Below are 26199 nucleotides of genomic sequence, written 5' to 3'. Positions count from 1 at the left end.
TGCCATCGTCGGGGGAGTCCTTGCCGCGCCGGCGCCATGGGCGCCATGCCCACGGAGGCGGTTCGATGCAGGGAAGGGCGCTTTGCGCTACATTAAAGGATATATCTATCTATTGATGCCAAGGTGAATTATGAGTGAGCAAGCAGCAACCGAAGTCGCCATCCTCGGAGGCGGGTGCTTCTGGTGCCTGGAAGCGGTTTACCTCGAGGCGCGCGGCGTCACCCGTGTGGAATCCGGTTATATGGGCGGCCAGGTCGACAATCCGAGCTACGAGGCGGTGTGCGGCGGCGCCACCGGCCACGCCGAAGTGGTGCGTCTCGAATTCGACCCTGCCGTGATCAGCTACCGCGACATCCTCGAGATCTTTTTCACCATCCACGATCCGACCACCCTGAACCGCCAGGGCAACGACGTCGGCACGCAGTACCGTTCGGTGATCTTCACGACCTCGCCCGGGCAGGCCGAGATCGCGCACAAGGTGATCGGCGAGATGGGCCTGGTGTGGGACGCGCCGATCGTCACCGAGGTGACGCCGCGGGAAACCTGGTACAAGGCCGAGGACTATCACCAGAATTACTTTGCCCAGCACCCGCTGCAGGGCTATTGCGCCTTCGTGGTGGCGCCGAAGGTGGCCAAGTTCCGCAAGACCTTCACCGATCGCCTGAAGACCTGACGGTCAGGTCGAAACTCAGGTCGAAACTCAGGTCGACATTCAGGACAGCACTCAGGACGACACTCAGGACGACACTCAGGCGTACATATACTTCCTCGACCACGGCAGCTGCGCCACGTCGCTCCCCGCCTTGCCGCACACGATCTGGTACAGGCTGATGCGGTCGTGGGCGAAGGCGTAGGCGCAGCCGGCCAGGTACACGTGCCAGATGCGGAAGCGCCTGGGATCGGTGAGGGTGCGGATGTGGGCCGCATTGCTCTCGAAATTGTCGGTCCAGAGCGCGCAGGTATGGGCGTAGTGGCGGCGCAGGTTTTCCACGTCGCGCACTTCCAGGCCGCCTTCCTGCATCGCCCGCACCACGGTCGCCAGGTGCGCCAGCTCGCCCTGCGGAAACACGTATTCGTCGATGAACTGGCCGCCGCCGTAGGGTGTCGCGCCATTGTCGACGTCGGTGGTGGTGATCCCGTGGTTCATCGCCACGCCGCCCGGCGCCAGCAGGTCGGCCACCCGCGCGAAGTAGTCTTTCAGGTGCTGCACGCCGACGTGCTCGAACATGCCGACGCTGGTGATGCGTTCGAAGCGGCCGTCGACGTCGCGGTAGTCCTGCAGCCGGATCTCGATGCGGTCTTGCAGCTCGGCTTGTGCTACCCGTTCGCGCGCCAGCGCGGCCTGGTTCTCGGACAGCGTGATGCCCACGCAGCGCGCGCCGAATTGCTCGGCCGCGCGCAGCACCAGCGCCCCCCAGCCGCAGCCGATGTCGAGCAGGGTCTGGCCGGGACGCAGGTCGATCTTGCGCAGGATGTGGTCGATCTTCTTGCGCTGCGCGGTGGCCAGGTCTTCGTCGCCGTCCTCGAAATAGGCGCAGGAATACACCATATTGGGATCGAGCCAGGCGGCGTAGAACTCGTTGGAGACGTCGTAGTGGTAGCGGATCGCATCGCGGTCGGATTCGCGCGTGCGCTTCTTGCGCAATCCCAGCGCCCCGGCCAGGCGGCCGCGCATGGTGTCGGGCGCGGCTCCGGATGCCGTGCCGGAAACCGCGCCGGACGCCGCCAGCGCATTGCCGACCGCGATGATGTCGGCCGCGCGGCCGATCACCTCGATCGCGCCTTCGACGTAGGCGCGGCCCAGGCTGTACAGGGAAGGGGAGCGCAGGTAGCGCAGCGCGGCGGGGCCGGGGATGCGGATGGTGACCTGCGGCGGATCGGGCGACAAGTCGATCCGTTCGCCGTTCCAGAGCTCGACGCGCAATGGCAGGGACAACTGCGGTGACAGTTGCGGCAATGTGCCGCGCAGGCCTGCTTGCCAGGCCGACAGCTTGATCTGGTCGAACACGGTCCACCCCCTTTGTCCAAGGCGTAGCCGGCCGCGGCTCCTGGCCGGTTACGGTTGCAAGCGCTGGCGCGTCCAGCTGCCGTCTTCCTGCCGCTCGTAGACGATGCGGTCATGGAAGCGCGAACGCCGGCCTTGCCAGAATTCGATACGGTCGGGGATCAGGCGGTAGCCGCCCCAGTTGTCGGGACGCGCCGGATCCTCGCCGGCCCCCTGCGCCACGACGTCGTAGTTCTGTTCGAGCTGCGCACGGCTGGCGATGGGCGCGCTCTGGCGCGAGGCGATCGCCGACAGCCGGCTCTTGAGCGGACGGCTGCGGAAATAACGGTCGCTCTCGTCCGGCGCGGTGCGCTCCACACGTCCTTCGATGCGCACCTGGCGTTCGAGTTCGCTCCAGAAGAACAACAATGCGGCGTAGCTGTTGTCGCGCAAATCCGCACCCTTCTTGCTGTCGTAATTCGTGTACCACGAGAAACCGCGCGCATCGAATTGCTTGACCAGCACGATGCGCGAGCTCGGGCGGCCGCTGGCGGCCACGGTGGACAGCGACATCGCATTCGGTTCCTTCACCTCGGCCGTCAGGGCCTGCTCGAACCACGCCGTGAACTGCGCGATCGGGTCGTCCTGCACGTCGGCTTCGTCGAGGCTGGCCTGGCCGTAGTCCTTGCGCAGGTCGGCCACCGCCTGGCCCACGGCCGGCGCCGGCGGCGCGCTCGCCGGTGCATCCACGGCGATGCCGCGCCGCAGCCGCATGGCCTGGCCCAGGCGCGCCATCTGCTCGGGCGAGAACAGGCGCAGCGCCATCGGCGCCATGGTGCTCTCTTCGCGCTCCATATGGGAGGTATAGCTGGCCACGAAGCGCCGCGCCAGGCTTTCCGACAGCGCCGCGCCGGTGCCGTCGGCGACGGCGGTCAGCTGCTCGTGCAGGTCTTGCCACAACGCATCCATGTCCTGGTGGTCTTGCAGGATGGTCGGCGCCAGCGCCTGCAGGATGGCGGCGTCTTCTCCCTGCGCGGTGGCGCGCAGCATCGGGATCAGGTCCTGTTCCTCGTCGTCGTGGTGCAGGTGGGCGGCATGGTCGAAATAGCGCAGCACCGCGCCCGCCGCCTGGCGCGCCTGCTCGTCGGCGCCGTGGCGCGGCAGGTGCTCGAGCAGCTTTTCCAGGGTCGCGAGCTGTTTGCGGATGCGTCCGTGGCAGTGCTTGAGCACGGCGATGGGCTGGTCGAAATCGGGGGCGGCGTCGTGCGGCAGGGAGCTCATGGCGTTCTCGTAAGGCGTGGCGACACGCAAAATTATTTGATGATCTAAAAGGTATTTTAGTGCAGATGCGAAAGGCGTGTCCGCTACAATATCGGGATGAATCAGATCAATACTCAGCTCTTTTCGGCAACGTTGGACGACGAAGTCGACTTCGCGCGCCGTTTTGGCGGCATCGCCCGCCTGTATGGCGAGCGTGCGCTGGAACGCTTCCGTTCAGCGCACGTTTGCGTGATCGGCGTCGGCGGCGTCGGCTCGTGGGTGGTCGAGGCGCTGGCGCGCAGCGCGGTCGGCCGCCTGACCCTGATCGACCTCGACAACGTGGCCGAGTCGAACATCAACCGCCAGATCCAGGCGCTGAGCTCGACCGTCGGCATGGCCAAGATCGAGGCGCTCAAGCAGCGCATCGCCCAGATCAATCCGTTCTGCCAGGTCACGCTGGTCGAGGATTTCATCGATCCCGAGAATATCCCGGCCCTGATCGGCGACCAGGGTGTCGACTACGTCGTCGACGCCATCGACAGCGTGAAGCCGAAGGCGGCCCTGATCGCCTGGTGCAGCGCCAACCGGATGCCGCTGGTGGTGGTGGGCGGCGCTGGCGGCCAGATCGATCCGACCAAGGTCGAGATCCGCGACCTTGCCCGTACCGAACAAGAGCCCTTGCTCAAGAAAGTGCGCAAAATCTTGCGCGCACAATATGGTTTTGCGCGCGGCGAGAAGCAGAAATACCATATCGATGCTGTGTTCTCGATGGAACCGCTGCGTTATCCCGACGCAGGCGACGCCTGCGATGTCGATCCGAACAGTATCACCGGCCTGAACTGCGCCGGTTTCGGTTCGAGCATGGTGGTCACCGCCACCTTCGGCATGGTGACCGCCGGCCAGGTGCTGCGCCGCCTGGCCGAGGCGGCGAACGCCGATGCCGCCGCCGCGGCCGCCCCGGCCGGGCAAACTGTGCAAGCCGAAGCAGCCTTGTTATCATAAGATTGTTGCAACCGGCCGGTTGCCCACTCTTGAAAGAGAACACATGATTCGTCGATCCGCATTCATCGCCCTGCTGCTGGCCGCCGCGAGCGTCCATGCGCAGGAAGGCGCGCAGGACGCCAGCAAGCCGACCACCCAGCCGCCGCCGGACGTGCAGCAGTCGAGCACGCCGCCGGTCGCGCCGCCGGAGAACCAGGTCCCGGCGCCGGTGGCCGAAGCGCCCGTGCCCCAGGTCGAGATCGTCGACCGCGTGGTCGGCAAGGGCAAGGAAGCAACGCTGGGCAGCAATGTCGTGGTCAACTACACCGGCTGGTTCCACAAGCCGCTGGCCCGGCAGCAGCGCGGACGCAAGTTCGACTCGTCGCTCGACAATGGCCGCGAGCCGCTCGAGTTCCAGCTCGGCGCGGGCCGCGTGATCAAGGGTTGGGAGCAGGGCGTGGCCGGCATGAAGGTCGGCGGCAAGCGCACCCTGATCATCCCGAGCGCGCTGGCCTACGGCAAGCGCGGCGCGGGCGGCGGCGTGATCCCGCCGGATTCAGACCTGATCTTCGACGTGGAGCTGCTGGACGTCAAGTAAGGGGCACCTCGAAAAACCGTCGCGAGCGGCGGCAGTTTTGGTCGGGCCGCGCAGGTCGAGAAGCGCAGCTGTACTAGAGTACAGCGAGCATCGCAGACCAAAACTGCAACGCGCAGCAGGTTTTTCGCGGTGCCCTAACGTCAACAATTCGGCAACGGAGGCGGTAATGAGAATCGCGAACGATGTCACTGAACTGATTGGCAATACCCCGCTGGTGCGCATCCGCAGGCTGGCGGCGGGGAGCAAGGCCGACCTGGTCGGCAAGCTCGAATTCCACAATCCCGCGCACAGCGTCAAGGACCGCATCGGCCTGGCCATGATCGAGGCCGCCGAGGCGGCCGGCCTCATCACCCCCGACACCACCGTCGTCGAGCCTACCAGCGGCAATACCGGCATCGCGCTGGCGATGGTGTGCGCGGCGCGCGGCTACCGCTGCAAACTGGTGATGCCCGAGACCATGAGCAGCGAGCGGCGCATGCTGCTGCGCGCCTATGGCGCCGAGCTGGTGCTCACGCCCGGCAGCGAGGGCATGCTGGGCGCGATCCGGCGCGCCGAAGAGATCGTCGCGAACGATCCGCACGCCTTCATGCCGCAGCAATTCAACAACCCCGCCAACCCCGAGGTGCACCGCCGCACCACGGCCGAGGAAATCTGGCGCGACACCGACGGCAGGATCGACATCCTGGTGGCGGGCGTGGGCACCGGGGGCACCATCACCGGCGTGAGCGAGACCATCAAGCCGCGCCGCCCCGGTTTCCGGGCGATCGCGGTGGAGCCCGAAGCTTCGCCGATGCTGTCGAAAGGCACCAAGGGCCCGCATCCGATCCAGGGCATCGGGGCCGGCTTCGTGCCGCGGGTATTGAATACCGCGTCGTACGACGAAGTGATCTGCGTGAAGAACGAGGATGCCTTCGCGACGGCGCGCGCCGCGGCGCGCGAGGAGGGGCTGCTGGTCGGCATTTCGTCGGGCGCGGCGCTGTGGGCCGCGATCGAGGTCGCGCGCCGGCCCGAGAACGCCGGCAAGCTGATCGTCGTCATCATTCCCTCGTTCGGCGAGCGTTACCTCAGCACGGCCCTGTACGCCAACCTGGCGGGATAGTTGACGTCAATGCGTGCTCGTCAGTGCGTGCCCGTCAGTGCGCGTGGCGCTGCAAGGCGCAGTGGTGATGGATCGTTCCCTGTCCCACCTGCAGCGTGCAATGGTGGATCGCATAGTCATTGCGCAGCGTGTGCGCGATGGCGTCGAGCGCCGCGTCGCCCGGGTAGCCGCCTGGTATCACCAGGTGGGCGGTGAGCGCGGTCTCGGTCGTGCTCATGGCCCAGATATGCAGGTCGTGCACTGCGGTCACGCCGGGCTGGCCGGCCAGGTAGGCGCGCACCCTGTCCGCGTCGACGTTCGGCGGCACGGCAGCCATCGACAGTTGCACCGACTCGCGCAGCAGCGACCAGGTGCCGATCACGATCACCACCACGATCACCAGGCTCACGACCGGATCGATCCAGGTCCAGCCCGAATAGATGATCGCCAGCCCTGAAATGACCACGCCCAGCGACAGCGCGGCGTCGGCCGCCATGTGCAGGTAGGCGCCGCGGATGTTCAGGTCGCCCTTGCTGCCGGCCAGGAACAGCCAGGCCGAGAAGCCGTTGACGACGACCCCGATGGCGGCCACGATCGAGACCGTGGCGCCCGCCACCGGCGCCGGCTCGGCGATGCGCTGCACCGCTTCCCAGGCGATGGCGCCGCAGGCCACCATCAGGAGCAGGCCGTTGCCCAGCGCCGCCAGGATCGACGAGCCGCGCAGGCCATAGGTGTAGCGGCCCTTGGGCGCGCTCTTGGCCAGCAGGGCGGCGCCCCAGGCCAGCACCAGGCCCAGCACGTCGGACAGGTTGTGGCCGGCGTCGGCCATCAGCGCGGTGGAGTGGGCGATGAAGCCGTAGGTGAACTCGACGATGACGAAGGCCAGGTTCAGGGCGATCGCCAGTGCGAAGGCGCGGCCGTGGCCGTCGGGCGAGGGCAGGTGGTGGTGGTGATGGTGGCCGAAGCCATGGGAATGGCCGTGATCGTGACCATGGTCGTGGTCGCGGTGGGTGTGCTGGTGGTCGTGTGCTTGGCTCATGCGTCCATTCCGGTGGCGGGTTCGGCGATGTGTTCGAACATGGTGGAGAGCAGGCTGCTGATGTGGGCGTCGGCAGCCGAATAGAAGACTTGCTTGCCGTGGCGCTCGGCCTTCACGACGCGGGCCGCGCGCAGCAGGCGCAGGTGGTGGCTGACCAGCGAACTGGACAAGGTCAGGCCGGCCGCGATGTCGCCCACCGCCGTCGGCTGGGCCAGGCAGGCGAGCACGATGCGCAGCCGGGTCGGGTCGCCCAGCAGGTGGAACAGATCGGCCAGCTGGCCGATCGCCTCGTCGGGCGGCGGGGCGATCGGCTGGGCAGGCGCAGTCGCGCTCGTCAACTGACTGGTCAACTCGGTCGTCAACTGTAGCTCCAACATGTGAATAGATGTTCATATGTTAGGCGAAATCGCCGCGCGCGGCAAGCGCGGCCTTGGGCTTGACCCGCCGCCTCCCGAGACCGTCAGCAGCGCGGCCCGGGGCAGGGGTGGCGCCTGCCCGGCAACGCTTCAGCGCGTGCTCAATGCCCTGGCCGCATCGGCACTGAGGGCGCTGGCCAGCAGCCTGACCGGCGCCGGCGGCGCCAGGGTGCTGCGCAGCGCAAGCAGCAGCGTGCGCTCGGCCCAGTCGTCGGTCAGGGTGATCAGTTTCAGGCCCATCGAGCGCACATGCGGTTCGGCTGCCAGGTACGGCAATACGGCAATGCCCAGGCCGGCCATCACCATCCGGCAGACCGCGTCGAAGCTGCGCACCTGGATGCTCAGCTTGAGGGGCTTTTCGAGGCGGCCGCATTCCGCACGCAGCCGTTCAGCAAGCGAAGTCGCTTCCGACAGGCTGACGAACTCGTAGTCCAGTGCATCGGCGAGCTGCACGCTTTGATGCACGGCCAGCGGGTGGTCGCGGGAAACGATCAGGACCAGCTGGTCATTGCGGTAATCGAATACTTCCACGTCGCCCGCTGCGGTGCGGTCGGCAAAGATGCCGATATCGGCGCGGTTTTCACGCACCGCGGCCACGACGTCGCCGCTGGTGCGTTCTTCCAGGCTGATGCGGATACCCGGGTGTTCGCGCCGGAACCGGGTCAGGTCGTCGGGCAGGAATTGGGTGATGGCCGAGGTATTGGCCCAGATGCGGACTTGCCCGCGGCTGCCCGCGGCGAAATCCGACAGCGCGCCCGACATCTTGTCGACATCCTGGAGAATGCCGAGCGCATGCTGGAAACAGGCGTGGCCGGCTTCGGTGAGGGTGACGCCATTGGCCTGGCGGTACAGCAGCCGGGTGCCCAGATGGGCTTCCAGGTCCGAGATGCGCTTGCTCGCGGCGGCCATGGCGAGATTGGCCTGTTGCGCACCGCGTGTGATGCTGCCGGTGCGCACGATTTCGGTGAACAGGTTGAGCGTGACCAGATCAAACCGCGCATAGTTCACAAGCTCTCTCCCTGAATGACTGATCTCGACTCACCATGTTGTCGACAGTCAGCATTCTGCCACAAGCGCAAGCGGCTGGGCTCGAGCTCGAGCTCAAGCTCAAACTTAAAACGCCCAGTCTTCCTCCTGTCTGCGCCGTGCTTCGTAGGCCTTGATCTTGTCGGCATGGCCGAGTGTCAGTGCAATGTCGTCCAGGCCGTGCAGCAACCGGTGCTTGCGGGAAGCATCCACCTCGAACCGGATGACCCGCTCGTTGCCCGGCCAGGCGACCGTTTGCGCTGTCAGGTCGACGGCCAGTCGGAAGCCGGGCGTGCCGTCGCAGGCGTTGAAGAGGTCATCGACTTCTTGCTGCGCAAGAATAATCGGCAGCAAGCCATTCTTGAAGCAATTATTGTAGAAAATCTCTGCGAACGAAGGCGCGATGATGACGCGAAAGCCATAGTCGGCCAGCGCCCACGGGGCATGCTCGCGCGAACTGCCGCAGCCGAAATTCTCGCGCGCGAGCAGGATGCTCGCGCCCTGGTAGCGCGGCTGGTTCAGCACGAAATCGGGATTGCGCGGCCGCGTGCTGCAATCCTGGTCCGGCTCGCCGATGTCCAGGTAGCGCCAGGCATCGAACAGGTTCACGCCGAAACCGGAGCGCCGTATCGATTTCAGAAACTGCTTCGGAACGATGGCGTCGGTGTCGACGTTGGCGCGATCGAGCGGCACGGCCAGCCCTGCATGCGTGGTGAACTTTTCCATCAATGCCACTCCCTGATATCGACAAAGTGTCCCTTGACGGCGGCGGCGGCCGCCATTTCCGGGCTGACCAGATGGGTACGCCCGCCGGCGCCCTGCCTGCCCTCGAAGTTGCGGTTCGAGGTCGAGGCAGCGCGTTGTCCGGGCCGCAGCTGGTCGGCATTCATGCCCAGGCACATCGAGCAGCCCGGCTCGCGCCATTCGAATCCCGCTTCCCGGAAGATGACATCGAGTCCTTCGGCTTCGGCCTGCTGCTTGACCAGCCCGGAACCCGGCACCACCATGGCCAGCTCGACGCTGTGGGCCACCCGCCTGCCGCGCACGATGGCGGCGGCGGCGCGCAGGTCTTCGATGCGCGCGTTGGTGCAGGAACCGATGAAGACGACGTCGACGTGGATGTCGGTGATCGGCGTGCCGGGCGCCAGCCCCATGTAGGCCAGCGCATGCTCGATGCCGGCCCGCTTGACGGGATCGGGCTCCTGTGCCGGATCGGCCACCGTGCCGTCGACCGTGCTGACCATCTCGGGAGACGTGCCCCAGGTGACCTGCGGCTTGATCTGCGACACGTCGATCGTCACCACCTGGTCGAACACCGCGTCCGCATCGCTCCTCAAGGTGCGCCAGTAGGCCACCGCCCGTTCCCACTGCTCTCCCGTGGGCGCCTGCGGCCGGCCCTCCAGGTAAGCGATCGTCTTGTCGTCCACCGCAATCATGCCGCAGCGGGCGCCGGCTTCGACCGTCAGGTTGCACAAGGTCATGCGGCCTTCCATCGACAAGGCGCTGACCGCATCGCCGGCATACTCGATCGCGTAGCCGGTCGCGCCGGCGGTGCCGATTTTCCCGATCATGGCCAGCGCCATGTCCTTGGCCGTGACGCCCGCGGGCAGCCTGCCGTCGAAGCGCACCAGCATGTTCTTCGATTTCTTGCCGAGCAGGCATTGCGTCGCCAACACATGTTCGACTTCGGAGGTGCCGATGCCGAAAGCCAGGCAGGCAAAGGCGCCATGGGTGCTGGTATGGCTGTCGCCGCACACCACGCTCAGGCCCGGCAGGGTGATGCCCTGCTCGGGTCCGATGACGTGCACGATGCCCTGGCGCTTGTCGGTCATGCCGATTTCGGTGATGGCGAATTCGCCGCAGTTCTTGGTCAGCGTCTCGACCTGCAGGCGCGACACCGGATCGTCGATGCCGGCGCTGTCGGTACGGCTGCCGGTGGTCGGGATATTGTGATCGGCGACCGCGAGATTCGACGCGATGCGCCACACCTTGCGCCCATGCGTGCGCAAGCCTTCGAATGCCTGCGGGCTCATGACTTCGTTGAGCAGATGGCGGTCGACATACAGCAGCGTCGTGCCGTCGTCCTCGACGTGCACCGCATGCCGGTCCCACAGCCTGTCGTACAGCGTTTGTGCGTACAGCGTTTGTGTCATGGTCTCCTCCATCCTGCGACTTTTTTATGAATTGACTGCCCGGCTGGTTGGCGGCGGCCTATTGTGGAAACTTTTCCGCCAGCCAGGATGGCGGCGCGAAGCGGCGCAGCCGCGGCCCGGCTTGCGCCAGCTGGCTCGACACCGGCCGGCCGACCAGGTCGGACATGGAACCGACGACCGCGAGCAGGGCATCGAGCCCGACGCCGGTGCGGCACCCGATTGCGTCGAACATGTGTACCAGTTCTTCCGTGCTGACATTGCCGCTGGCGCCAGGCGCATACGGGCAGCCGCCCAGGCCGCCCGAGGCGCCGTCGAAGCGGTCGATGCCGGCGTTGAACGCGGCGAGGGCATTGGCCAGCCCCATTCCGCGCGTGTTGTGCAGATGGATGGTCAGGGGCACGCCCGGCACCGCCTGCTGCAGCTGCTCGCACAGGCTGGCGACCTGGGTCGGATAGGCCATGCCGGTGGTGTCGCACACGGTGATGCCGGCGGCGCCCGCATCGGCCAGCGCGCGGGCCAGCGCGATGACTTCCTGCGGATCGACTTCCCCATCGAAGGGGCAGCCGAAGGCGGTCGACAGCGACACGTTGCAAGGCAGGTCGGCCCCCTCGGCGGCGCGCATGACTTCCTTGAGCGTGGCCAGCGATTGCGCGCGCGTCATGCGCAGGTTGGCGCGGTTATGGGTTTCGCTGGCCGACATGACCAGGTTGATTTCATCCGGGCGGCCGGCCACGGCGCGCTCCATGCCGCGCAGGTTGGGCACCAGGGCGGTGTACTTCACGCCGGCGACACGCTCGATGCCGGCCATCACGGCTTCGGCATCGGCCAGGGTCGGAATGGCCTTGGGCGAGGTGTACGAGGTGACTTCGATACGGGCAAAGCCGCAGGCCGACAAGGCGTCGATGAAGGCGATCTTGCTTTCGGTGGGCACGTTATTGCGCTCCATCTGCAAGCCGTCGCGCGGCGAGACCTCATTGATTTCCAGGCGGCGGCTCACGATACCACCCCATTTTTCTTCAGTGCCGCGATCTGGTCCGCGGAAAGGCCGGCGCCGGCCAGGATGCGCTCGGTGTGTTCGCCCAGGCTGGGCGCGCGCTCGCGGATCGCGCCGGGATTGCCCGACAATTTCGGCATGACGCCGGGAATGTCGACTTCCAGGCCTTCGCTGCTGCGCACTTTTTCGATCACGCCGCGCGCCCGGTAGTGCTCATCCTCGGCGATATCCTTGGCCGAGTAAATGCGTCCCGAAGGAACGCCGGCCTGCTTGAGGCCCGCCAGCGCCGCTTCGATGGGGAGGGTGCCGGTCCAGGCTTCGATCGCCGCATCGAGTTCGGCCGCGCGGCCGGCCCGTCCGTCGTTGCGGGCCAGGCCCGGATCCTCGGCCAGGTCGGAGCGTCCGATCAGCAGCATCAGGCGCTTGAATATCGAGTCGCCGTTGCCGGCGACCAGGACGTACTCGCCGTCCTGGCAGCGGTAGGCATTCGACGGTGCGATACCGGGCAGGGCGCCGCCGGCCGGCTTGCGGACCGCGCCAAACGCCGCGTATTCGGGCAGCAGGCTTTCGGTCAGGTTGAATACCGATTCGTACAGGGCGACATCGATCATCTGGCCCGTGCCGCCCCGGGCGTCGCGCTGGTACAACGCCAGCAGGACCCCGAAAGCGCCATGCAGGCCCGCCAGCGTATCGCCCAGGGAGACCCCCGCGCGCACCGGCACCCGCCCCGGCTCGCCGGTGATGTAGCGCAGGCCGCCCATCGCTTCGGCAATCGCCGCAAAGCCCGGCTCGTCGCGCTTCGGTCCATCCTGGCCATAGCCGGAAACGCGCAGCATGATCAGGCGCGGATTGATGCGATGCAGGTCCTCCCATCCCATTCCCCACTTTTCCATGGTGCCGGGCCGGAAGTTTTCAATCAGCACATCGGTCGACTCCGCCAGCGTGCGCACCAGCTGCTGTCCTTCGAGGGTGCGCAAGTCGATGCAGATCGATTGCTTGTTGCGCGATTGCGCCTGCCACCAGACCGAGGTGCCCTCGTGCAACATGCGCCACTTGCGCAAGGGGTCGCCGTCGCCTGGCGTTTCCACCTTGATCACTTCGGCCCCAAAGTCGGCCAGGGTTTTTGCGGCGAATGGCCCGGCGATCAACTGTCCCAACTCCAGGACCCGGATGCCGGAAAGAATCTGATTTGTCATAGGTGGTGGTCGTGCTCGAATAGGAGATGGCGCACTCAGTTTGCTTGCAACGCGGCGCGAGTGGAACCACTAAATCGCCAATTGAGCCTTCGTGGATTACGAAGGCTTCGTGAATTGAGAAGGCTGACCCACTGTGAATACGAATGCAAAACCGCGCATAAACCGGTAGATTTCATCCATACCGTCGACGAACTGGAGCACGGTCGCGAACGGTGTCATTCATAACAATTACATTCAGGAGACTCACGATGTTGCGCACACTCGCCTGCAGCATGTTGCTACTTGCCTCATCCACCGCACTTGCCCAAACGCTTCCGTCCAGGCCGATCACCCTGATCGTCCCCAATCCGCCCGGCGGCGTGGTCGACACCGCGGCGCGCGTGGTCAGCCAGCCGCTTGCACAAATGCTCAAGCATACGGTCGTCGTCGACAACCGCCCCGGCGGCAGCGGCAATATCGCTTATCAGGCGGTGGCGCGCTCCGCCCCGGACGGCGCGACCCTGCTGGTGTCGTATTCGGCGTATCACACCGCCAATCCAGCGCTGTTCGCGAAGATGCCGTGGGCGCCGAAGGATTTCACGCCGGTCGCGCTGCTTGTCACCGCCACCAACGTCGTCGCGGTCCATCCTTCGCTGCCGGTCAATACGCTGCCCGAGCTGGTCGCCTACCTGAAAAAGAACCCCGGCAAGGTCACCTATGCGTCCCAAGGCAATGGCTCGCTGTCGCATATCGGGACCGAACTGTTCAAGCAACAGACCGGCACCGACATGCTGCACGTGCCGTACAAAGGTTCCGGCCAGGCGATCGCGGACGTGCTGTCCGGACAGGTGCAGGTATTCATCACGACGCCACCTTCGGTGATGCAGCACGTCCAGTCGGGCAAGCTGAAGGCGCTGGCGATTGCCGGCAAGACCCGTCATCCGATGTTGCCGAACGTCCCCACGACTGCCGAAGCCGGCTTGCCCAGCTTTACGCTGGAAGCCTGGGTGGGACTGTTTGCCCCGACGGGCACCCCGCCTGCCACGGTGACGCAAATCAGCAACGCCGTAAAGCAGGCGCTCGACACGCCTGAAGCCAGGAAGCAGGCGGCAGCGCAGGGCGTCGAAGTGCGCTACATGAATCCGAACGGCCTGGGCACCCTGCTGAACACGGAGCTTGACTACTGGGGCAACGTCATCAAGAAGGCCAACATCACGCTCAATTAATTGCGCGAAAAACGTTTCCTGAAATTGACACCCGTGTACTGCCTGTGACAGGCCTGGCTTGTCACAGGTGGTTTATGTTGCAAGGCATTTAAAAAAAATCAAACCATGAACAGCTATCGTATCGGACAGATCGTCCCCAGCAGTAACACCACCATGGAAACCGAGATTCCGGCCATGCTGCGCGCGCGCGAAGCCATCCTGCCGGAACGCTTCACCTTCCATTCGAGCCGCATGCGGATGAAGAAGGTCACGAAAGAAGAGCTTGCGGCGATGGACGCCGATTCGGACCGCTGCGCACTGGAGCTGTCCGATGCCCGGGTAGACGTGCTCGGCTATGCCTGCCTGGTGGCGATCATGAGCATGGGGCGCGGCTACCACCGCGTGTCCGAAGAGCGCCTGCATGGCCGCACGAGGGAAAACGACGCGCCGGCGCCCGTGGTCACCAGTGCCGGCGCGCTGGTGCATGGCCTGGGCAAGATTGGCGCCAAAAAGATTGCCGTGATTACGCCGTACATGAAACCCCTGACTGAACTGGTGGTCGACTACATCCAGCACGAAGGCTTCGAGGTGCTCGACTGCATTTCGCTCGAAATCGCCGACAACCTGGCCGTCGGCGCACGCGATCCGAACGCCCTGATCGAGATTTCGAAGCGGCTCAATGTCGCCAACTGCGATGCGGTGGTCCTGTCCGCCTGTGTGCAGATGCCGTCGCTGGCATCGATCCAGCCGGTCCAGGACCGCATCGGCTTGCCGGTGATGTCGGCGGCGGCCTGCACCACCTATCAGATGCTGGAAAAGCTGGGCCTGCAGAGGATTGCCCCGAACGCGGGTGCCTTGTTGTCCGGTAAATATTGATTGTGTCGCAGGGCCGTTCGCTCGGACGGTCCCGCGAATTCAGTAATGCAGCATATGAAATTTGGTCTTTATTCATGAGCCACAGTCATAAGATCGCGTAGTCGCTACGCGGTTTTTCTTACCCTTCCTTTTCACTCTGCGCGCCGCCTTCGCGGCTTCATTGTCGGCGTCACGGTCGTTCAGCGTTGTGGCCTGTCCAGCGGCTGGCCGTCGTCGTCGCGCTCTTCAGGCCGGCCCAGTCCCAGTTTTTGCAACTGCGGAAGGATCTTGCGCCGCTCGCCGACCGCGACCACGGTCATGCGGTCCGGATCGAGATAGCGGCGCGCCACGTCCAGGACGTCATCCGCGCCGATCCCGGCCAGCCTGCGCGCCAGCGCGTCGTAGTAATCGGGCGCCAGGTCGTAGACGAACAGCTCGGTCAGGCTGGCGCCGATGTCGGCATTGGTCTCGAACTGGCCCGGCAGCGACAGCAGCTGGGCGTTGCGCGCGGCGTCGAGTTCGGCCTGCGACAGGGGCTGCTCGCGCATGGCCGCGATCTCGCGCAGGATCTCGCGCACCGATGCGCCGGTGGCGTCCTGCTGCACGCTGGCCTCGACCGCGAACGGCGCCGGGGCGCGATCGTAGTCGAAGTGCGAGTAGATGCCGTAGGTATAGCCCCTGGTTTCACGCAGATTGTTGTTGAGCCGGCTCGAGAACATGCCGCCCAGCGCGCCGTTCATCACCTGCAGGGCCGGGAAGTCGGGCGTGTCGCGCGCGGGGCCCATGCAGGCCACCTGCAGCGCCGTCTGCGCCGCGTCCGGCTGGTCGACCAGCACCAGGCGCGCCTGGGTCGGGCGTGCCTCGGCCGGCGCCAGCGCGGGCGCGGGCGCCGCCGGCCAGGCGCCGAACTGCGCCTCGGCCAGCGCTTCCAGCTCGGCCCGCGTGATGTCGCCGCTGACCACCAGCGCCGCATTGGACGGCACGTAGTGGCGCTGCCAGAAGCCGGCAATGTCCTCGCGCGTGGCGGCGCGGATCGCGTGTTCGAGTCCCAGCTGGCCATAGGCCTTCGGATGGCCGTTGCCGAACAGGGCGCCCGCCGCGGCCAGCGCCGCCACCGTCTCCGGGTCGTCGCGCTGCTGCGTCAGGGCGCCCAGCCGGTCTTGCCGCTGGCGCTCGATCTCGGCCGGCGGGAACGACGGATGCTGGACGATGTCGGCCACCACCGCCAGCGCGCGGGCAAAGGTCGCGCGCAGGGTCAGCAGCGACACGGTCGACACGTCGTCGCTGCTGCCGGCGTCCATGAAGGCGCCCAGCTGCGCGATCTCGTCCGCGATGTCCAGGGTGCTGCGCGTGGCCGTGCCTTCTTCCAGCATCTGGGCCGTGAAGCCGGCCAGGCCCGGCAGCGCGACCGGATTGGCCGCGCCGCCGCTCTTGACGACGAGCTGGCTCGACACCAGCGGCAGCGCCGGATTGTGGTGGTGGATCACGGTGAGGCCGTTCCCGAGCCTGAAGGTGTCGCCGCGCGGCAAGGTCACCTGCGGCGTGGGGCCGGCCACGGGCGGCGTCGCGCGCCACGGCTCGGCCTCGTTGAGCGCAGCCTGGGCGGACTGCGGCAGCGCCGCCGCCGCCTTGACTGCCTTGGCCGATTTCGGCGCGCGCGGATCGTCGACCTTCGGCTTGCCGGGCACGCCCGTCACCACGGCGCGCGCCTCCGGCCCGAGCCAGGCCTGCACCGCGCGCTGCACGGCGGCGGCGTCGATGCGGCGCAGGCGCGCCAGGTCCTTGGCCAGGTAGCCCGGATCGCCCGTGTACAGGTTGTAGTGGTTGAGCTGCTCGGCCAGGCCGTCGCCGCCGAGTTTTTCGAGCGACGCCAGGAGCGCCGTCTCCAGGCTGTTGCGGGCGCGCTCGACTTCCCGCTCGCTCGGGCCGTCCCGGCGCAGCCGTTCCAGCTCGGCGTCGATCGCCGCTTCGAGTTCCTGCGGCGTGTGGCCGGCGCGCGTGGTGACGTCGACCACGAAGGTCGAGCTCAAGGCCAGCGAGGTCTGGGTGCTCGAGACGTCCTGCGCGATCTGGCGTTCGTACACCAGCGATTTGTACAGGCGGCTCGACTTGCCGCCGCCCAGGATGGCGGCGGCCACCGCCAGCTCGGCGTCGCCGGGCTGAAAGGCGGCCGGTGTCAGCCAGCCCATGAACACGCGCGGCAGCTCCACCCGGTCGCGCACCACGACCCGGCGCTCGGCCGTGATCGGGGGCGTGACCACCTTCGGGCGCGCGACGTCCGGCCCGCGCCGCAGGGTGCCGAAGTAGCGCTGCACCAGTTCGCGCGTCTTGCCCTTGTCGATGTCGCCGGCGATCACCAGGCTGGCGTTGTTGGGGCCATAATAGTTGGTGAAGAATGCGCGCACGTCTTCCAGCCGCGCGCCCTGGATGTCGGCATGCGAGCCGATGATCGAGGCCGCATATGGATGGTTCTTGGGGAACAGCGTTTGCAGCAAGGCTTCCTCGACCAGGCCGTACGGCTCGCCCTCGACGGTCTGGCGCCGTTCGTTGCGCACCACGTCCTGCTGGTTGCTCAGTGCCTGCTGGTCGAGCACGTCCAGCAAAAAGCCCATGCGGTCGGCATGCACCCACAGCGCCAGTTCGAGCTGGTTGCTCGGCACCGTGTCGTAGTAGCTGGTGCTGTCGAAGCCGGTGCCGCCATTGCTGTCGGTCGCGCCGGCGCCTTCGAGCAGGCGGTCGGCCGCGCCGCGCGGGATGTGGCCGGTAGCGGCGAACATCATGTGCTCGAACAGGTGGGCAAAGCCGGTCAGGCCGGGCGCCTCGTTGGCCGGGCCCACGTGGTACCACAGGTTGACCGCCACGATCGGCAGGCGCTTGTCCTCGACCAGGATCAGCTGCAGGCCGTTGGGCAGCACGGTTTTTTCGAAGGCGATCGACGGGACCGGCGCCGATGCCGGCGCCAGGGGCGGCTCCTGGGCCTGGCCGGACGCCGAAGCGGCGGCCAGCATCACCGGGACCATCAGGGTGGGAATGTTCAAATACTCTCCATGATTCAATGACAACGACCAGTGCCGCGATCGAGCGTCGCGCCGGCCGGCACCCGCTCGGGTTCGGCGGCCAGGAATTGCCACTCATAGCCGTCCGCCAGCAGCCGCAAACGCAGCACGCCGTCGAAGCTGGCTTCGCGCACCTCGCTATTATCCCGGATACGCAGGAAAGGCGTGGCGTAGGCACCGCCGGTGCCGACCACGAACTGGGTGAGGCCCCGCGCGCGGTCCAGCCGCCCCCGGGCATCCTGGGGCGCGAAGCGCTCGTAGTCGTGGTCGTGGCCGGACAGCACCAGCTCGGCCCCGGCCCGGTGCAGGATGTCCCAGGCATCGGTCATGCGCCCCGGGCCGAGGTGGCCGCCGGAACTGAAGGCAGGATGGTGCCAGAACGCCAGCGTGCAAGAGGCGGTGCTGCTTTCCAGCTCGGCGCGCAGCCACGCCAGCTGGGCCGCGTGCGGTTCGCCCTTCAGGTTGCTGTTGAGCGAAACGAGCAGCCAGCTGCCCAGCCGCAGGCTGTAGTAGCCATTGCCGTCGACCCCGCGCGCGCGCGCGCCGAAGTAGTCGAAATAGGGCAGGGCGTCCCGGGTGTTGTACTCATGGTTGCCCGGCGTCGGCCAGGTGCGCTCGCGAAAGCGCCCCCAGGTCGGGCCGTAGCAGTCGGCGAATTCGCGCGCCGTGCCGTCGGGATAGGTATGGTCGCCCAGGGTCAGCACCACGGCCTTCGGATCGGCGCGCAGCGCCCATTCGACCAGGGTCGCGGTGGTGGCGGCGCCCGACCAGCGCGGGTCGGGATGCCTGCAGCGCGCGATGTCGCCGGCCGCGTAGACCGTATGCGCCGTGGATGAAGCGTGGGCCGGCGCTGGATGGGGCACTGCAGGGGGCGCCGCAGGGGACGCAGCGCGCGCTGCGCAGGCCAGCGACAGCAGGATGGCGCCCGCGGCCGGGCGGCGAAGCGCCACGGATCCTTACTCGACCAAGCGCAGGATGCCGCGCAGGGCGTGGGCGATGGACTGCTCGCGCACCGCCTGGCGGTCGCCGTGGAACACCAGGCGTTCGGTGTGGACATGGTCGCCGCGCGCCCAGCCGAAGCACACGGTGCCGATCGGCTTGCCGGGCACGGCGCCGGTCGGGCCGGCGATGCCGGTGGTCGAGACGCCGACGTCGGCATTGCTGTTGGCCACGGCGCCCGCCGCCATGGCGGCGGCCACCTCTTCGCTGACCGCGCCGAACTGCGCGATCACGGCGTCGGGCACGTCCAGCATCTCGTTCTTGGCGGTGTTCGAATAGGTCACGAAGCCGCAGTCGAACCAGTCGCCCGAGCCGGGGATGGCGGTGAGCGTGTAGGCGATGCCGCCGCCGGTGCAGGATTCGGCGGTGGCCAGCATCAGATTTTTTGCGCCGAGGGCGTCGCTGACTTTCTGGGCAAGATCGATGAGTTCGTTCGTCACGGGGGTCTCCTTTGCAAGCCGCCGGCCGGGCGGGTGCCACGTCGGGAAGCCGGTCGGACTTGCTTCATTCTAGCGCGCTGCGTGCGCGCGCGACATGGCAAAGTTTCAAAAATTGCTACCCAAACCGCAGGCGAACGTTTACAGTGCCAGCCGCATTCTCATCCAGGTCGGCGAATAAATGTTTCGTGCGACACATAGCTCTAGCGTGCTGCTATGCTGGAATGATCAATTTCTCGTCTTTGTTAGAACTTTTACATGTCGCGCATGCGTTCCCGTGAGCGGCCCGTGGAGGAAGCATGAGCCGCCAGCGCTCTATCCGAAAGAAGCTGGTGGTGGTGGTGATGACGACCACGTTCGTCGCGCTGCTGGTCTCGATCGTCATCGTGATCGGCTATGACTTGCGCAGTTACCACCGCGCCCTGGTCAACGATCTCTCTACCCAGGCCGAACTGGTCGGCCACATGACGTCCGCCGCGCTGAGCTTCGACGATCCGCGCCTGGCCAACGAGAACCTGGCGCTGCTGCGCACGAGTCCCCTGGTGCGCGCCGCGGCCATCTACGACGCCCAGGGCAAGCTGTTCGCTTCCTATGCCGCCGCCGGCGCATCCCGGCCTGGCGCGGCGCGCGACATTCCCCAGCGCCTTGCCGAGGTGAGCCTGCCGCGCGACGACGGCGCGGAGCTGATGGTGCGCCAGCCCATCGTGGACAATGGCGACATGGTCGGCACCGTCGTGCTGCGCGCCGAGAACCGGATGCTGGCGCGCACCGTCGACTATCTCGCGATCGCAGCCGGGGTGACCCTGCTGGCGATGGCGATCGCCTACCTCTTGACGCGGCGCCTGGGACGCGTGATCACGGCGCCGGTGGTGGCGATCACCGAGATCGCGCGCGAAGTGGTGGCCACGCGCGACTACTCGCGCCGCGCGCCGCGCGTCGGCGACGACGAGGCGGCCGAGCTGGCCGACTCCTTCAACGCCATGCTGACCGAGATCGAGGGCCGCACCCGTGAGCTCGAGGATTCGCACAGCACCATCCTGCGCGAAGCCGGGAAGCGCACGCGCGCGCAGCAGGAAGTGATGCGCCTGAACGAGCAGCTCGAGCAGCGCGTCGACGAGCGCACGCTGCAGCTGGCGCTGGCCAACGCCGAACTGGCCAACGCCAACGAGGAGGCCAGGAGCGCCAACCAGGCCAAGTCGGCCTTCCTGTCCTCGATGAGCCACGAGCTGCGCACGCCGCTCAATGCGATCCTCGGCTTCGCCCAGATCCTGACCTCCGACAAGCTGCCCTCGACCCTGGAGCAGAAGAAGGAATTCGCGAACCACATCCTCAAGTCGGGCCGCCACCTGCTCACCCTGATCAACGAGATCCTCGACCTGGCCAAGGTCGAATCGGGCACCATCACGCTGTCGATGGAACCGGTGGCCCTGAGCACCATGCTGCTCGAGGTGCGCACCATGATCGAGCCGATCGCCGCCACGCGCAAGGTGCGGGCGCTGTTCCCGGAGGTGGACGGCGCGGTGGTGATGGCCGACCGCACGCGCCTGAAACAGGTGCTGCTCAATCTGCTGTCGAACGCGGTCAAGTACAACCGCGAGGAGGGCGCCGTGGTCGTCTCCTGCGAGCAGTCGGGGCCGCAGCGCCTGCGCCTGTCGGTGCGCGACACCGGCCTGGGCCTCAATCCGGAGCAGCTGGCCAACCTGTTCCAGCCGTTCAACCGCCTGGGCCAGGAAGCCGGCGCCCACGAGGGCACCGGCATCGGCCTGGTGGTGACCAAGCGCCTGGTGGAACTGATGGGCGGCGAGATCGGCGTCACCAGCAGCCGGGGCGTGGGCAGCGTGTTCTGGATCGAACTGGCCAGCACCGCGCCGCTGGCCTCGGCGCCGCCCGAGCGCGGCCCCCAGGCCGAGACGGCGCCGGGCGCCCCGTCCGCCGAATGCGCGCCGCGCCTGGTGCTGTACGTCGAGGACAACCCGGCCAACCTGCGCCTGGTGGAACAGATCTTCGCCTTCCGGCCCGACCTGCGCCTGCTGGCGGCCGCCGACGGCCACCTTGGCCTGGAGCTGGCCAGGGCGCACCGCCCGGACGCCATCCTGATGGACCTGAACCTGCCGGGAATGGGCGGCTTCGAGGTGCTGCGCCAGCTGCGCGCCGATCCCGCGACCACCTGGATTCCCGTGATCGCGCTGACCGCCAACGCCATGCCGCACGACATCGAGCGCGGCATGGCGGCGGGCTTTTGCCGCTATCTCACCAAGCCGATCGACATCGACAAATTCACTGAAGCGATCAACAGTACGCTGGCGCAGCAGCCCGGGACGGGCCTGCCAGGCGAAAGGAAGGCCAGATGATTTCCCCGTCCGACATCCGGCGCGCGCGCATCCTCGTCGTCGACGACGAGCCGGTGAACGTGCAGCTGCTCGAATACCTCCTCAAGACCACCGGCTACGAGAACGTCAGTTCCACCTACGATCCGCGCCAGGTGGTGGCGCTGCACCTCAAGCACCGCTTCGACCTGATCATCCTCGACCTGCACATGCCGGGCATGGACGGCTTCGACGTGATGGAAGCCTTGAAGCCGCTGGAAAGCGATTCCTGGCTGCCGGTGCTGGTGGTGACGGCCGAGCCGGACAAGAAACTGGCGGCGCTCGAGGCGGGCGCGCGCGACTTCATCGGCAAGCCGTTCGACACGGTCGAGGTGATGACGCGCATCCGCAACCTGCTCGAGGTGCGCCTGCTGCACCGCGAGTCGCTCGACTACGGCAGCCAGCTGGAGCGCCAGGTGCGCGAGCGCACCGCCGAACTGGCGCGCTTTCGCGGCGCGATGGACGCCACGCCCGACGCGCTGTTCCTGATCGACACCGCCAGCATGGCGATGGTCGACGTGTCGCAAGGCGCCTGCCGCATGCTGGGCTTTTCGCGCGACGCGCTGCTGCGCATCGATCCGGTGGCGCTGGGCCTGGCCACGCGCACCCAGCTCGAGCGCCTGCTGGGCGGCGGCGCCGCCCACGACGGCACGTCCGAGTCCGAGGCCGACATCGTCGAGACCGAGCTGCTGCGCGCCGGCGGCGAAGGCTCGGTGTCGGTCGAGATCAGCTGGAAGCTGCAGGACCAGGGGTCACAGCCCGACCTCCCGCACGGCGCGCAGCGCATGCTGATCGCGGTGGCGCGCGACATCAGCGAGCGCCTGCAGGCCCAGGAAAACCTGCGCCATGCGGCCAGCTACGACGCCCTGACCGGCCTGCCGAACCGCACCCTGTTCTTCGAAAACCTGCGCGACACCATCGAGCTGGCCCAGGACAAGAACTGGCGGGTGGCGATCCTGTGCATCACGCTCGACCGCTTCAAGGTGATCAACGACACGCTCGGCACGCGCGGCGGCGACGAGCTGCTGCGCCAGTTCAGCACGCGCCTGGTGCGCTGCGTGAGGGTGCGCGATTCGGTCGGCCGCCTGGGCGGCGACGAGTTCGCGCTGATCCTCACCATGCCGCGCGAGCAGCAGGACGCGGTGAACATGGCCAACGACGTGCGCGAGGCCCTGCGCCTGCCGTTCGACCTGCACGGCCAGCCGGCCGCGCTGACGGCCAGCATCGGCATCGCCATGTACCCGGACGACACGACCGACCCGGGCACGCTGGTCAAGTACGCCGACACCGCCATGGTGCGCGCCAAGGAGGCCGGCCGCGACGGCTACCGCTTCTTCACCGCCGGCATGAACGTGCAGGTGCTGGCGCGCCTGGACCTCGAGCTGGCCCTGCGCGGCGCGCTCGAAGACGCGCAATTCGTGCTGCACTACCAGCCCAAGATGGAATTGAACACCGGCCGCATCGCCGGCACCGAGGCGTTGTTGCGCTGGCACCGCCCCGGCTACGGCCTGGTGTATCCGGCCGAATTCGTGCCGGTGATGGAAGAGACGGGCCTGGTGGTGCGGGTCGGCGACTGGATCATCGACGAAGCCTGCCGCCAGATCGCGGCCTGGAGCGCGGCCGGGGTGCGCGACGTGCGGGTGGCGGTGAACGTGTCGAGCCGCCAGTTCGTCGAGGGCGACCTGGAACGCGTGATCCGCGAAGCGCTGGCGCGCCACGACGTCGAGCCGGCGCTGCTGGAACTGGAGCTCACCGAGAGCGCGCTGATGCAGAACGCCGAGCGCACCACCGAGGTGCTCACGCGCCTGAAGGCGCTCGGGATCCGGATCGCGATCGACGATTTCGGCACTGGCTACTCGAGCCTGGCCTACCTGAAGCGCTTCCCGATCGACAAGCTCAAGATCGACATCGCGTTCGTGCGCGACATCGTCAACAACCCGGACGACGCCGCCATCGCGTTGGCCATCATCAGCATGGCGCACAGCCTGCACATGCAGGTGATCGCCGAGGGCGTCGAGACGCGCGCCCAGATGGCCTACCTGCGACGCCACCGCTGCGACCAGATCCAGGGCTTTTATTTCTCGCGCGCGCTGCCGGCCGACCAGATGGCCGAGATGGTGGTGTCCAACCGCGCCAAGCCGGAAGAGAAACAGGCCGTCGACGACAAGGTGCAGACCCTGCTCGTGGTCGACGACGATCCGAACGTGCTGAGCGCGCTGCACCGCCTGTTCCGGCGCGACGGCTACCGGGTGCTGACCGCGTCCTCGCCGGCCGAGGGCTTCGAATTGCTGGCGCTGTACCGCGTGCACGTGATCCTGTGCGACCAGCGCATGCCGGTGATGAACGGGACCGAGTTCCTCAGCAAGGTCAAGGAGATGTACCCCGAAACCATCCGCATCATCCTGTCGGGCTATACCGGGGTGGAATCGGTGCTCGATTCGATCAACCGCGGCGCGATCTACCGCTTCTACACCAAGCCGTGGGACGACCAGCAGCTGCGCGACAACGTCCGCCTCGCGTTCCGGCATTACTGGATGACGTACGGACCGTATGACGACCGCAAGGCGCCGCGCGAGGCGGGCCAGCGGGGCGAGGCGGCCTAGGAACCTGTCCCGGTAGGTGAGAGCTGTCGACTACCGACTACCTGGCGGCAGTCACCGTGCAGAATCTGAACGGGTAGGGCGCCGTGCCGACCGTTGCCAGATAGGTCTGGCAAGCGTCGGCGTCGACCGCCAGGCCGTAGCGCGCCAGCTTTTCCCTGGTCGCCTGCATACGGGCGCGATCCTGTTCCGGCAAATCGGCAACGTAGCGCTGCTGCAGCTCGAGCGTGCAGGCGCGACCCGGCGCGTCCACCAGGCGCACGTCGACGTGGAAGCGGCCGCGTCGTGTCAGGCGCTCCAGGCGCGCGCAACCGGCCGCGTCGTCGGTGAGCCCGAGTGCATCGACCAGCGCGCGTTTGCGTTGCAGGCTGTTTTCCTTTTCGCTCCGGGCGGCCGCCAGCATCACGTAATGAGGGCCGGGCCGCTCGGCGACGGCGGCGTGGACGCGTTCGAGCCAGGCTGGCGACTCGGGGAAGCCGCCGGCCAGCGCGATCACGCGCACCTCATGCGGGAAGAAGGTGGCCAGCCAGCCCATCGGCGGATCGCCGTGGGCGGTGAACACGATCGTGTCGGCCGGACTGGCAAGCGGCGGCACGCTGGCGTTGAAGTTCGGCGAAGCGCAGCCGGCATGGCCCCAGGAGACGAAGGGAAACACGGCCAGCGTGCTCGCGGCCAGCAGCCAGCCGCCGATGCGGGCGGCGCGGGCGGCCGAGAAGATGCGCTCGGCCAGGATCCACACCATCAGCGGCGCCAGCAGCTCGAGCGGCACCAGGTAGCGGTAGATGCCGAACAGTTTCATCCACAGCAGGTAGGCGACCAGGCCGAAGAACAGCAGGCCGCAGGCGCGCGTCGACAGCGCGGAAGCAGCGCTGCCGGCGCCCGCCCTGCGCGCAAGGCGGCCACGCAGCCAGTCGGCGGCGAACACCAGCGCCAGGGCGTACAGCAGCGGCACCACGGCGATCTTGAGCGGGATTTCCGACACGCGCGTGACTTGCGCCATGAACACGAAGGGCCAGAACAGCGCTTCGAGCACACCGTGCGGCATGTGGGAATTGTCGATCACTCCCAGCTGCTGAGCCAACGGACTCTTGAAGATATTGTTGAATTGCGGAAATAGTGGATTGCCGAAGCGTTCCCACATCTCGATCCACCAGTAGCCGGCGCTGGCAAGCATGCCGGCCAGGACCCCGCAGCCCTGCACGAAGGCGAAGCCGATGCGCGCAGGCCAGGAGGCCGGCACCAGCAGCAGCGCCAGGCACAGCGCCACCGCATACGGCGCATTGGTCAGCTTCAGGCCGACGCCCAGGCCCATGAGCAGGCCGGACGCCAGCAGCATCCCGGCCGTGCGGCCCGACAGCTCGGACAAGCCGTCCCAGCCGCGCATGACCATGTGGAGCGCGCCCAGTACCAGCAGGGCGGTCAGGTTGTCGCCCATGGTATTGCCGACCTGCGACAGGAAGCCGGCGCCGCAGACCCCGGCTCCGGCCAGCAGCAACGGCAGGCGTGCGCCGTCGGCGCGATCGCCGATCACGAGGCGGGCGATGGCCAGCACCAGGATGAAGTTCAGGCCGTGCACCCAGCCCATCAGAAAGCCGACCAGCGGGCCAGGCAGGTTCGTGCTCAGCACATAGTAGGGAACGTCGATCAGCGGATTGAAGTAGCTCTGGAACTGGGCCGGCGCCATGTCGAGGTCGAGCCTGCCATTGAGCAGGGCATGGGCGTTATACCAGTGGTAGTTACGCAGGTCCCAGTTCTCGTCCTGGCCAAGGTAGACCGACACCAGGCCGAACAGCACCGGCACGATCCAGGCCGCGGCGGCTGGCGCACCGGGCCGCGCCAGCGCCATGGTGCGGCGCTGGAACCAGGCTTCGAGCCTGGCGGGCAAATTAGTTGGAAAACGCATGCGATTCTCTCGAAGCTCGAGAAGTGAGGAATAACGGCCGGCAAGCGGCCGGAGTCGTCGCCCCGGCCGGCAAG

The 26199-nt window shown here is 67.1% G+C and carries 21 protein-coding genes; 8 read left to right on the top strand and 13 right to left on the bottom strand.

The genetic code is table 11. The annotated features are described in order from the left end of the window. Positions 1–130 precede the first annotated feature (130 nt). Entirely contained in the window at positions 131–673 is a 543-nt protein-coding gene (msrA, locus tag ABIB38_RS10070) for a peptide-methionine (S)-S-oxide reductase MsrA (protein ID WP_429203619.1), read from the top strand. 75 nt (positions 674–748) lie between these two features. Here msrA and ABIB38_RS10065 read toward each other — a convergent pair whose 3' ends face one another. Together ABIB38_RS10065 and pdxH are read right to left on the bottom strand one after the other, a co-directional pair. Beyond that, on the bottom strand, positions 749–2008 hold the full coding sequence (locus ABIB38_RS10065; protein ID WP_429203618.1) for a class I SAM-dependent methyltransferase: 1260 nt from the start codon (positions 2006–2008) through the stop codon (positions 749–751). A 48-nt stretch (positions 2009–2056) separates the two neighbouring features. After that, a complete protein-coding gene (pdxH, locus tag ABIB38_RS10060) occupies positions 2057–3265 on the bottom strand; it encodes a pyridoxamine 5'-phosphate oxidase (protein ID WP_429203617.1) in 1209 nt (402 codons plus the stop codon). Between the two features lie 96 nt (positions 3266–3361). Here pdxH and tcdA point away from each other — a divergent pair, with 96 nt between their 5' ends. The 3 genes from tcdA to cysK all read left to right on the top strand — a co-directional run bounded on the left by tcdA (position 3362) and on the right by cysK (position 5922). After that, positions 3362–4246 (top strand): tRNA cyclic N6-threonylcarbamoyladenosine(37) synthase TcdA, encoded by an 885-nt coding sequence (gene tcdA / locus ABIB38_RS10055; protein WP_429203616.1) that lies wholly within the window; start codon positions 3362–3364, stop codon positions 4244–4246. A gap of 43 nt (positions 4247–4289) precedes the next feature. Then, positions 4290–4823: an FKBP-type peptidyl-prolyl cis-trans isomerase gene (locus ABIB38_RS10050; RefSeq protein WP_429203615.1), complete on the top strand. Its 534-nt coding sequence runs from the start codon at positions 4290–4292 to the stop codon at positions 4821–4823. Between the two features lie 166 nt (positions 4824–4989). Further along, positions 4990–5922 carry a cysteine synthase A gene (cysK, locus tag ABIB38_RS10045; RefSeq protein ID WP_429203614.1) on the top strand — a complete coding sequence of 311 codons (933 nt, stop codon included), beginning with the start codon at positions 4990–4992 and terminating at the stop codon, positions 5920–5922. A 34-nt stretch (positions 5923–5956) separates the two neighbouring features. Here the strand turns inward: cysK and ABIB38_RS10040 are convergent, their stop codons facing one another. From ABIB38_RS10040 to ABIB38_RS10010, 7 genes are all read right to left on the bottom strand, one after another. Next, complete coding sequence (locus ABIB38_RS10040; RefSeq protein WP_429203613.1) at positions 5957–6940, bottom strand: cation diffusion facilitator family transporter; 984 nt, start codon at positions 6938–6940, stop codon at positions 5957–5959. Then, positions 6937–7248: an ArsR/SmtB family transcription factor gene (locus tag ABIB38_RS10035; protein WP_429203706.1), complete on the bottom strand. Its 312-nt coding sequence runs from the start codon at positions 7246–7248 to the stop codon at positions 6937–6939. Before ABIB38_RS10035 ends, ABIB38_RS10040 begins: the two co-directional genes overlap by 4 nt. A 198-nt stretch (positions 7249–7446) precedes the next feature. Continuing rightward, positions 7447–8364: a LysR substrate-binding domain-containing protein gene (locus ABIB38_RS10030; RefSeq protein ID WP_429203612.1), complete on the bottom strand. Its 918-nt coding sequence runs from the start codon at positions 8362–8364 to the stop codon at positions 7447–7449. A 105-nt stretch (positions 8365–8469) separates the two neighbouring features. After that, on the bottom strand, positions 8470–9108 hold the full coding sequence (gene leuD, locus ABIB38_RS10025; protein WP_429203611.1) for a 3-isopropylmalate dehydratase small subunit: 639 nt from the start codon (positions 9106–9108) through the stop codon (positions 8470–8472). After that, positions 9108–10535: a 3-isopropylmalate dehydratase large subunit gene (gene leuC, locus ABIB38_RS10020; RefSeq protein WP_429203610.1), complete on the bottom strand. Its 1428-nt coding sequence runs from the start codon at positions 10533–10535 to the stop codon at positions 9108–9110. The genes leuD and leuC overlap by 1 nt, the downstream gene beginning before the upstream one ends. Positions 10536–10593: 58 nt before the next feature. Beyond that, on the bottom strand, positions 10594–11532 hold the full coding sequence (locus ABIB38_RS10015; RefSeq protein WP_429203609.1) for a hydroxymethylglutaryl-CoA lyase: 939 nt from the start codon (positions 11530–11532) through the stop codon (positions 10594–10596). Further along, positions 11529–12725 carry a CaiB/BaiF CoA transferase family protein gene (locus ABIB38_RS10010; protein WP_429203608.1) on the bottom strand — a complete coding sequence of 399 codons (1197 nt, stop codon included), beginning with the start codon at positions 12723–12725 and terminating at the stop codon, positions 11529–11531. Before ABIB38_RS10010 ends, ABIB38_RS10015 begins: the two co-directional genes overlap by 4 nt. Positions 12726–12973: 248 nt before the next feature. Between ABIB38_RS10010 and ABIB38_RS10005 the strand changes: the two genes are divergently transcribed. Together ABIB38_RS10005 and ABIB38_RS10000 are read left to right on the top strand one after the other, a co-directional pair. Beyond that, complete coding sequence (locus tag ABIB38_RS10005; RefSeq protein ID WP_429203607.1) at positions 12974–13930, top strand: Bug family tripartite tricarboxylate transporter substrate binding protein; 957 nt, start codon at positions 12974–12976, stop codon at positions 13928–13930. A gap of 105 nt (positions 13931–14035) precedes the next feature. Further along, positions 14036–14785 carry a maleate cis-trans isomerase family protein gene (locus ABIB38_RS10000; RefSeq protein WP_429203606.1) on the top strand — a complete coding sequence of 250 codons (750 nt, stop codon included), beginning with the start codon at positions 14036–14038 and terminating at the stop codon, positions 14783–14785. A gap of 179 nt (positions 14786–14964) precedes the next feature. Here the strand turns inward: ABIB38_RS10000 and ABIB38_RS09995 are convergent, their stop codons facing one another. Genes ABIB38_RS09995 through ABIB38_RS09985 form a run of 3 tightly spaced genes read right to left on the bottom strand, consistent with a single transcriptional unit; the run spans position 14965 to position 19259 of the window. Continuing rightward, positions 14965–17802 (bottom strand): M16 family metallopeptidase, encoded by a 2838-nt coding sequence (locus ABIB38_RS09995; protein ID WP_429203605.1) that lies wholly within the window; start codon positions 17800–17802, stop codon positions 14965–14967. Between the two features lie 14 nt (positions 17803–17816). Continuing rightward, positions 17817–18770, bottom strand: a complete 954-nt coding sequence (locus ABIB38_RS09990) for a metallophosphoesterase family protein (protein WP_429203604.1) — start codon at positions 18768–18770, stop codon at positions 17817–17819. 6 nt (positions 18771–18776) lie between these two features. Further along, entirely contained in the window at positions 18777–19259 is a 483-nt protein-coding gene (locus tag ABIB38_RS09985; protein WP_429203603.1) for a CinA family protein, read from the bottom strand. Positions 19260–19555: 296 nt separating this feature from the next. Here ABIB38_RS09985 and ABIB38_RS09980 point away from each other — a divergent pair, with 296 nt between their 5' ends. Then, complete coding sequence (locus tag ABIB38_RS09980; protein ID WP_429203602.1) at positions 19556–21607, top strand: ATP-binding protein; 2052 nt, start codon at positions 19556–19558, stop codon at positions 21605–21607. Next, positions 21604–24225 carry an EAL domain-containing protein gene (locus ABIB38_RS09975; protein ID WP_429203601.1) on the top strand — a complete coding sequence of 874 codons (2622 nt, stop codon included), beginning with the start codon at positions 21604–21606 and terminating at the stop codon, positions 24223–24225. The genes ABIB38_RS09980 and ABIB38_RS09975 overlap by 4 nt, the downstream gene beginning before the upstream one ends. Before the next feature lie 37 nt (positions 24226–24262). On the opposite strand, the gene ABIB38_RS09970 is transcribed toward ABIB38_RS09975, so the two are convergent. Then, positions 24263–26125: a hypothetical protein gene (locus ABIB38_RS09970; protein ID WP_429203600.1), complete on the bottom strand. Its 1863-nt coding sequence runs from the start codon at positions 26123–26125 to the stop codon at positions 24263–24265. Positions 26126–26199 lie beyond the last annotated feature (74 nt).

It is taken from the genome of Massilia sp. UYP11, assembly GCF_050434805.1.
Classification (GTDB): domain Bacteria; phylum Pseudomonadota; class Gammaproteobacteria; order Burkholderiales; family Burkholderiaceae_D; genus Telluria.
This window is presented reverse-complemented; position numbering and strand designations above follow the sequence as displayed.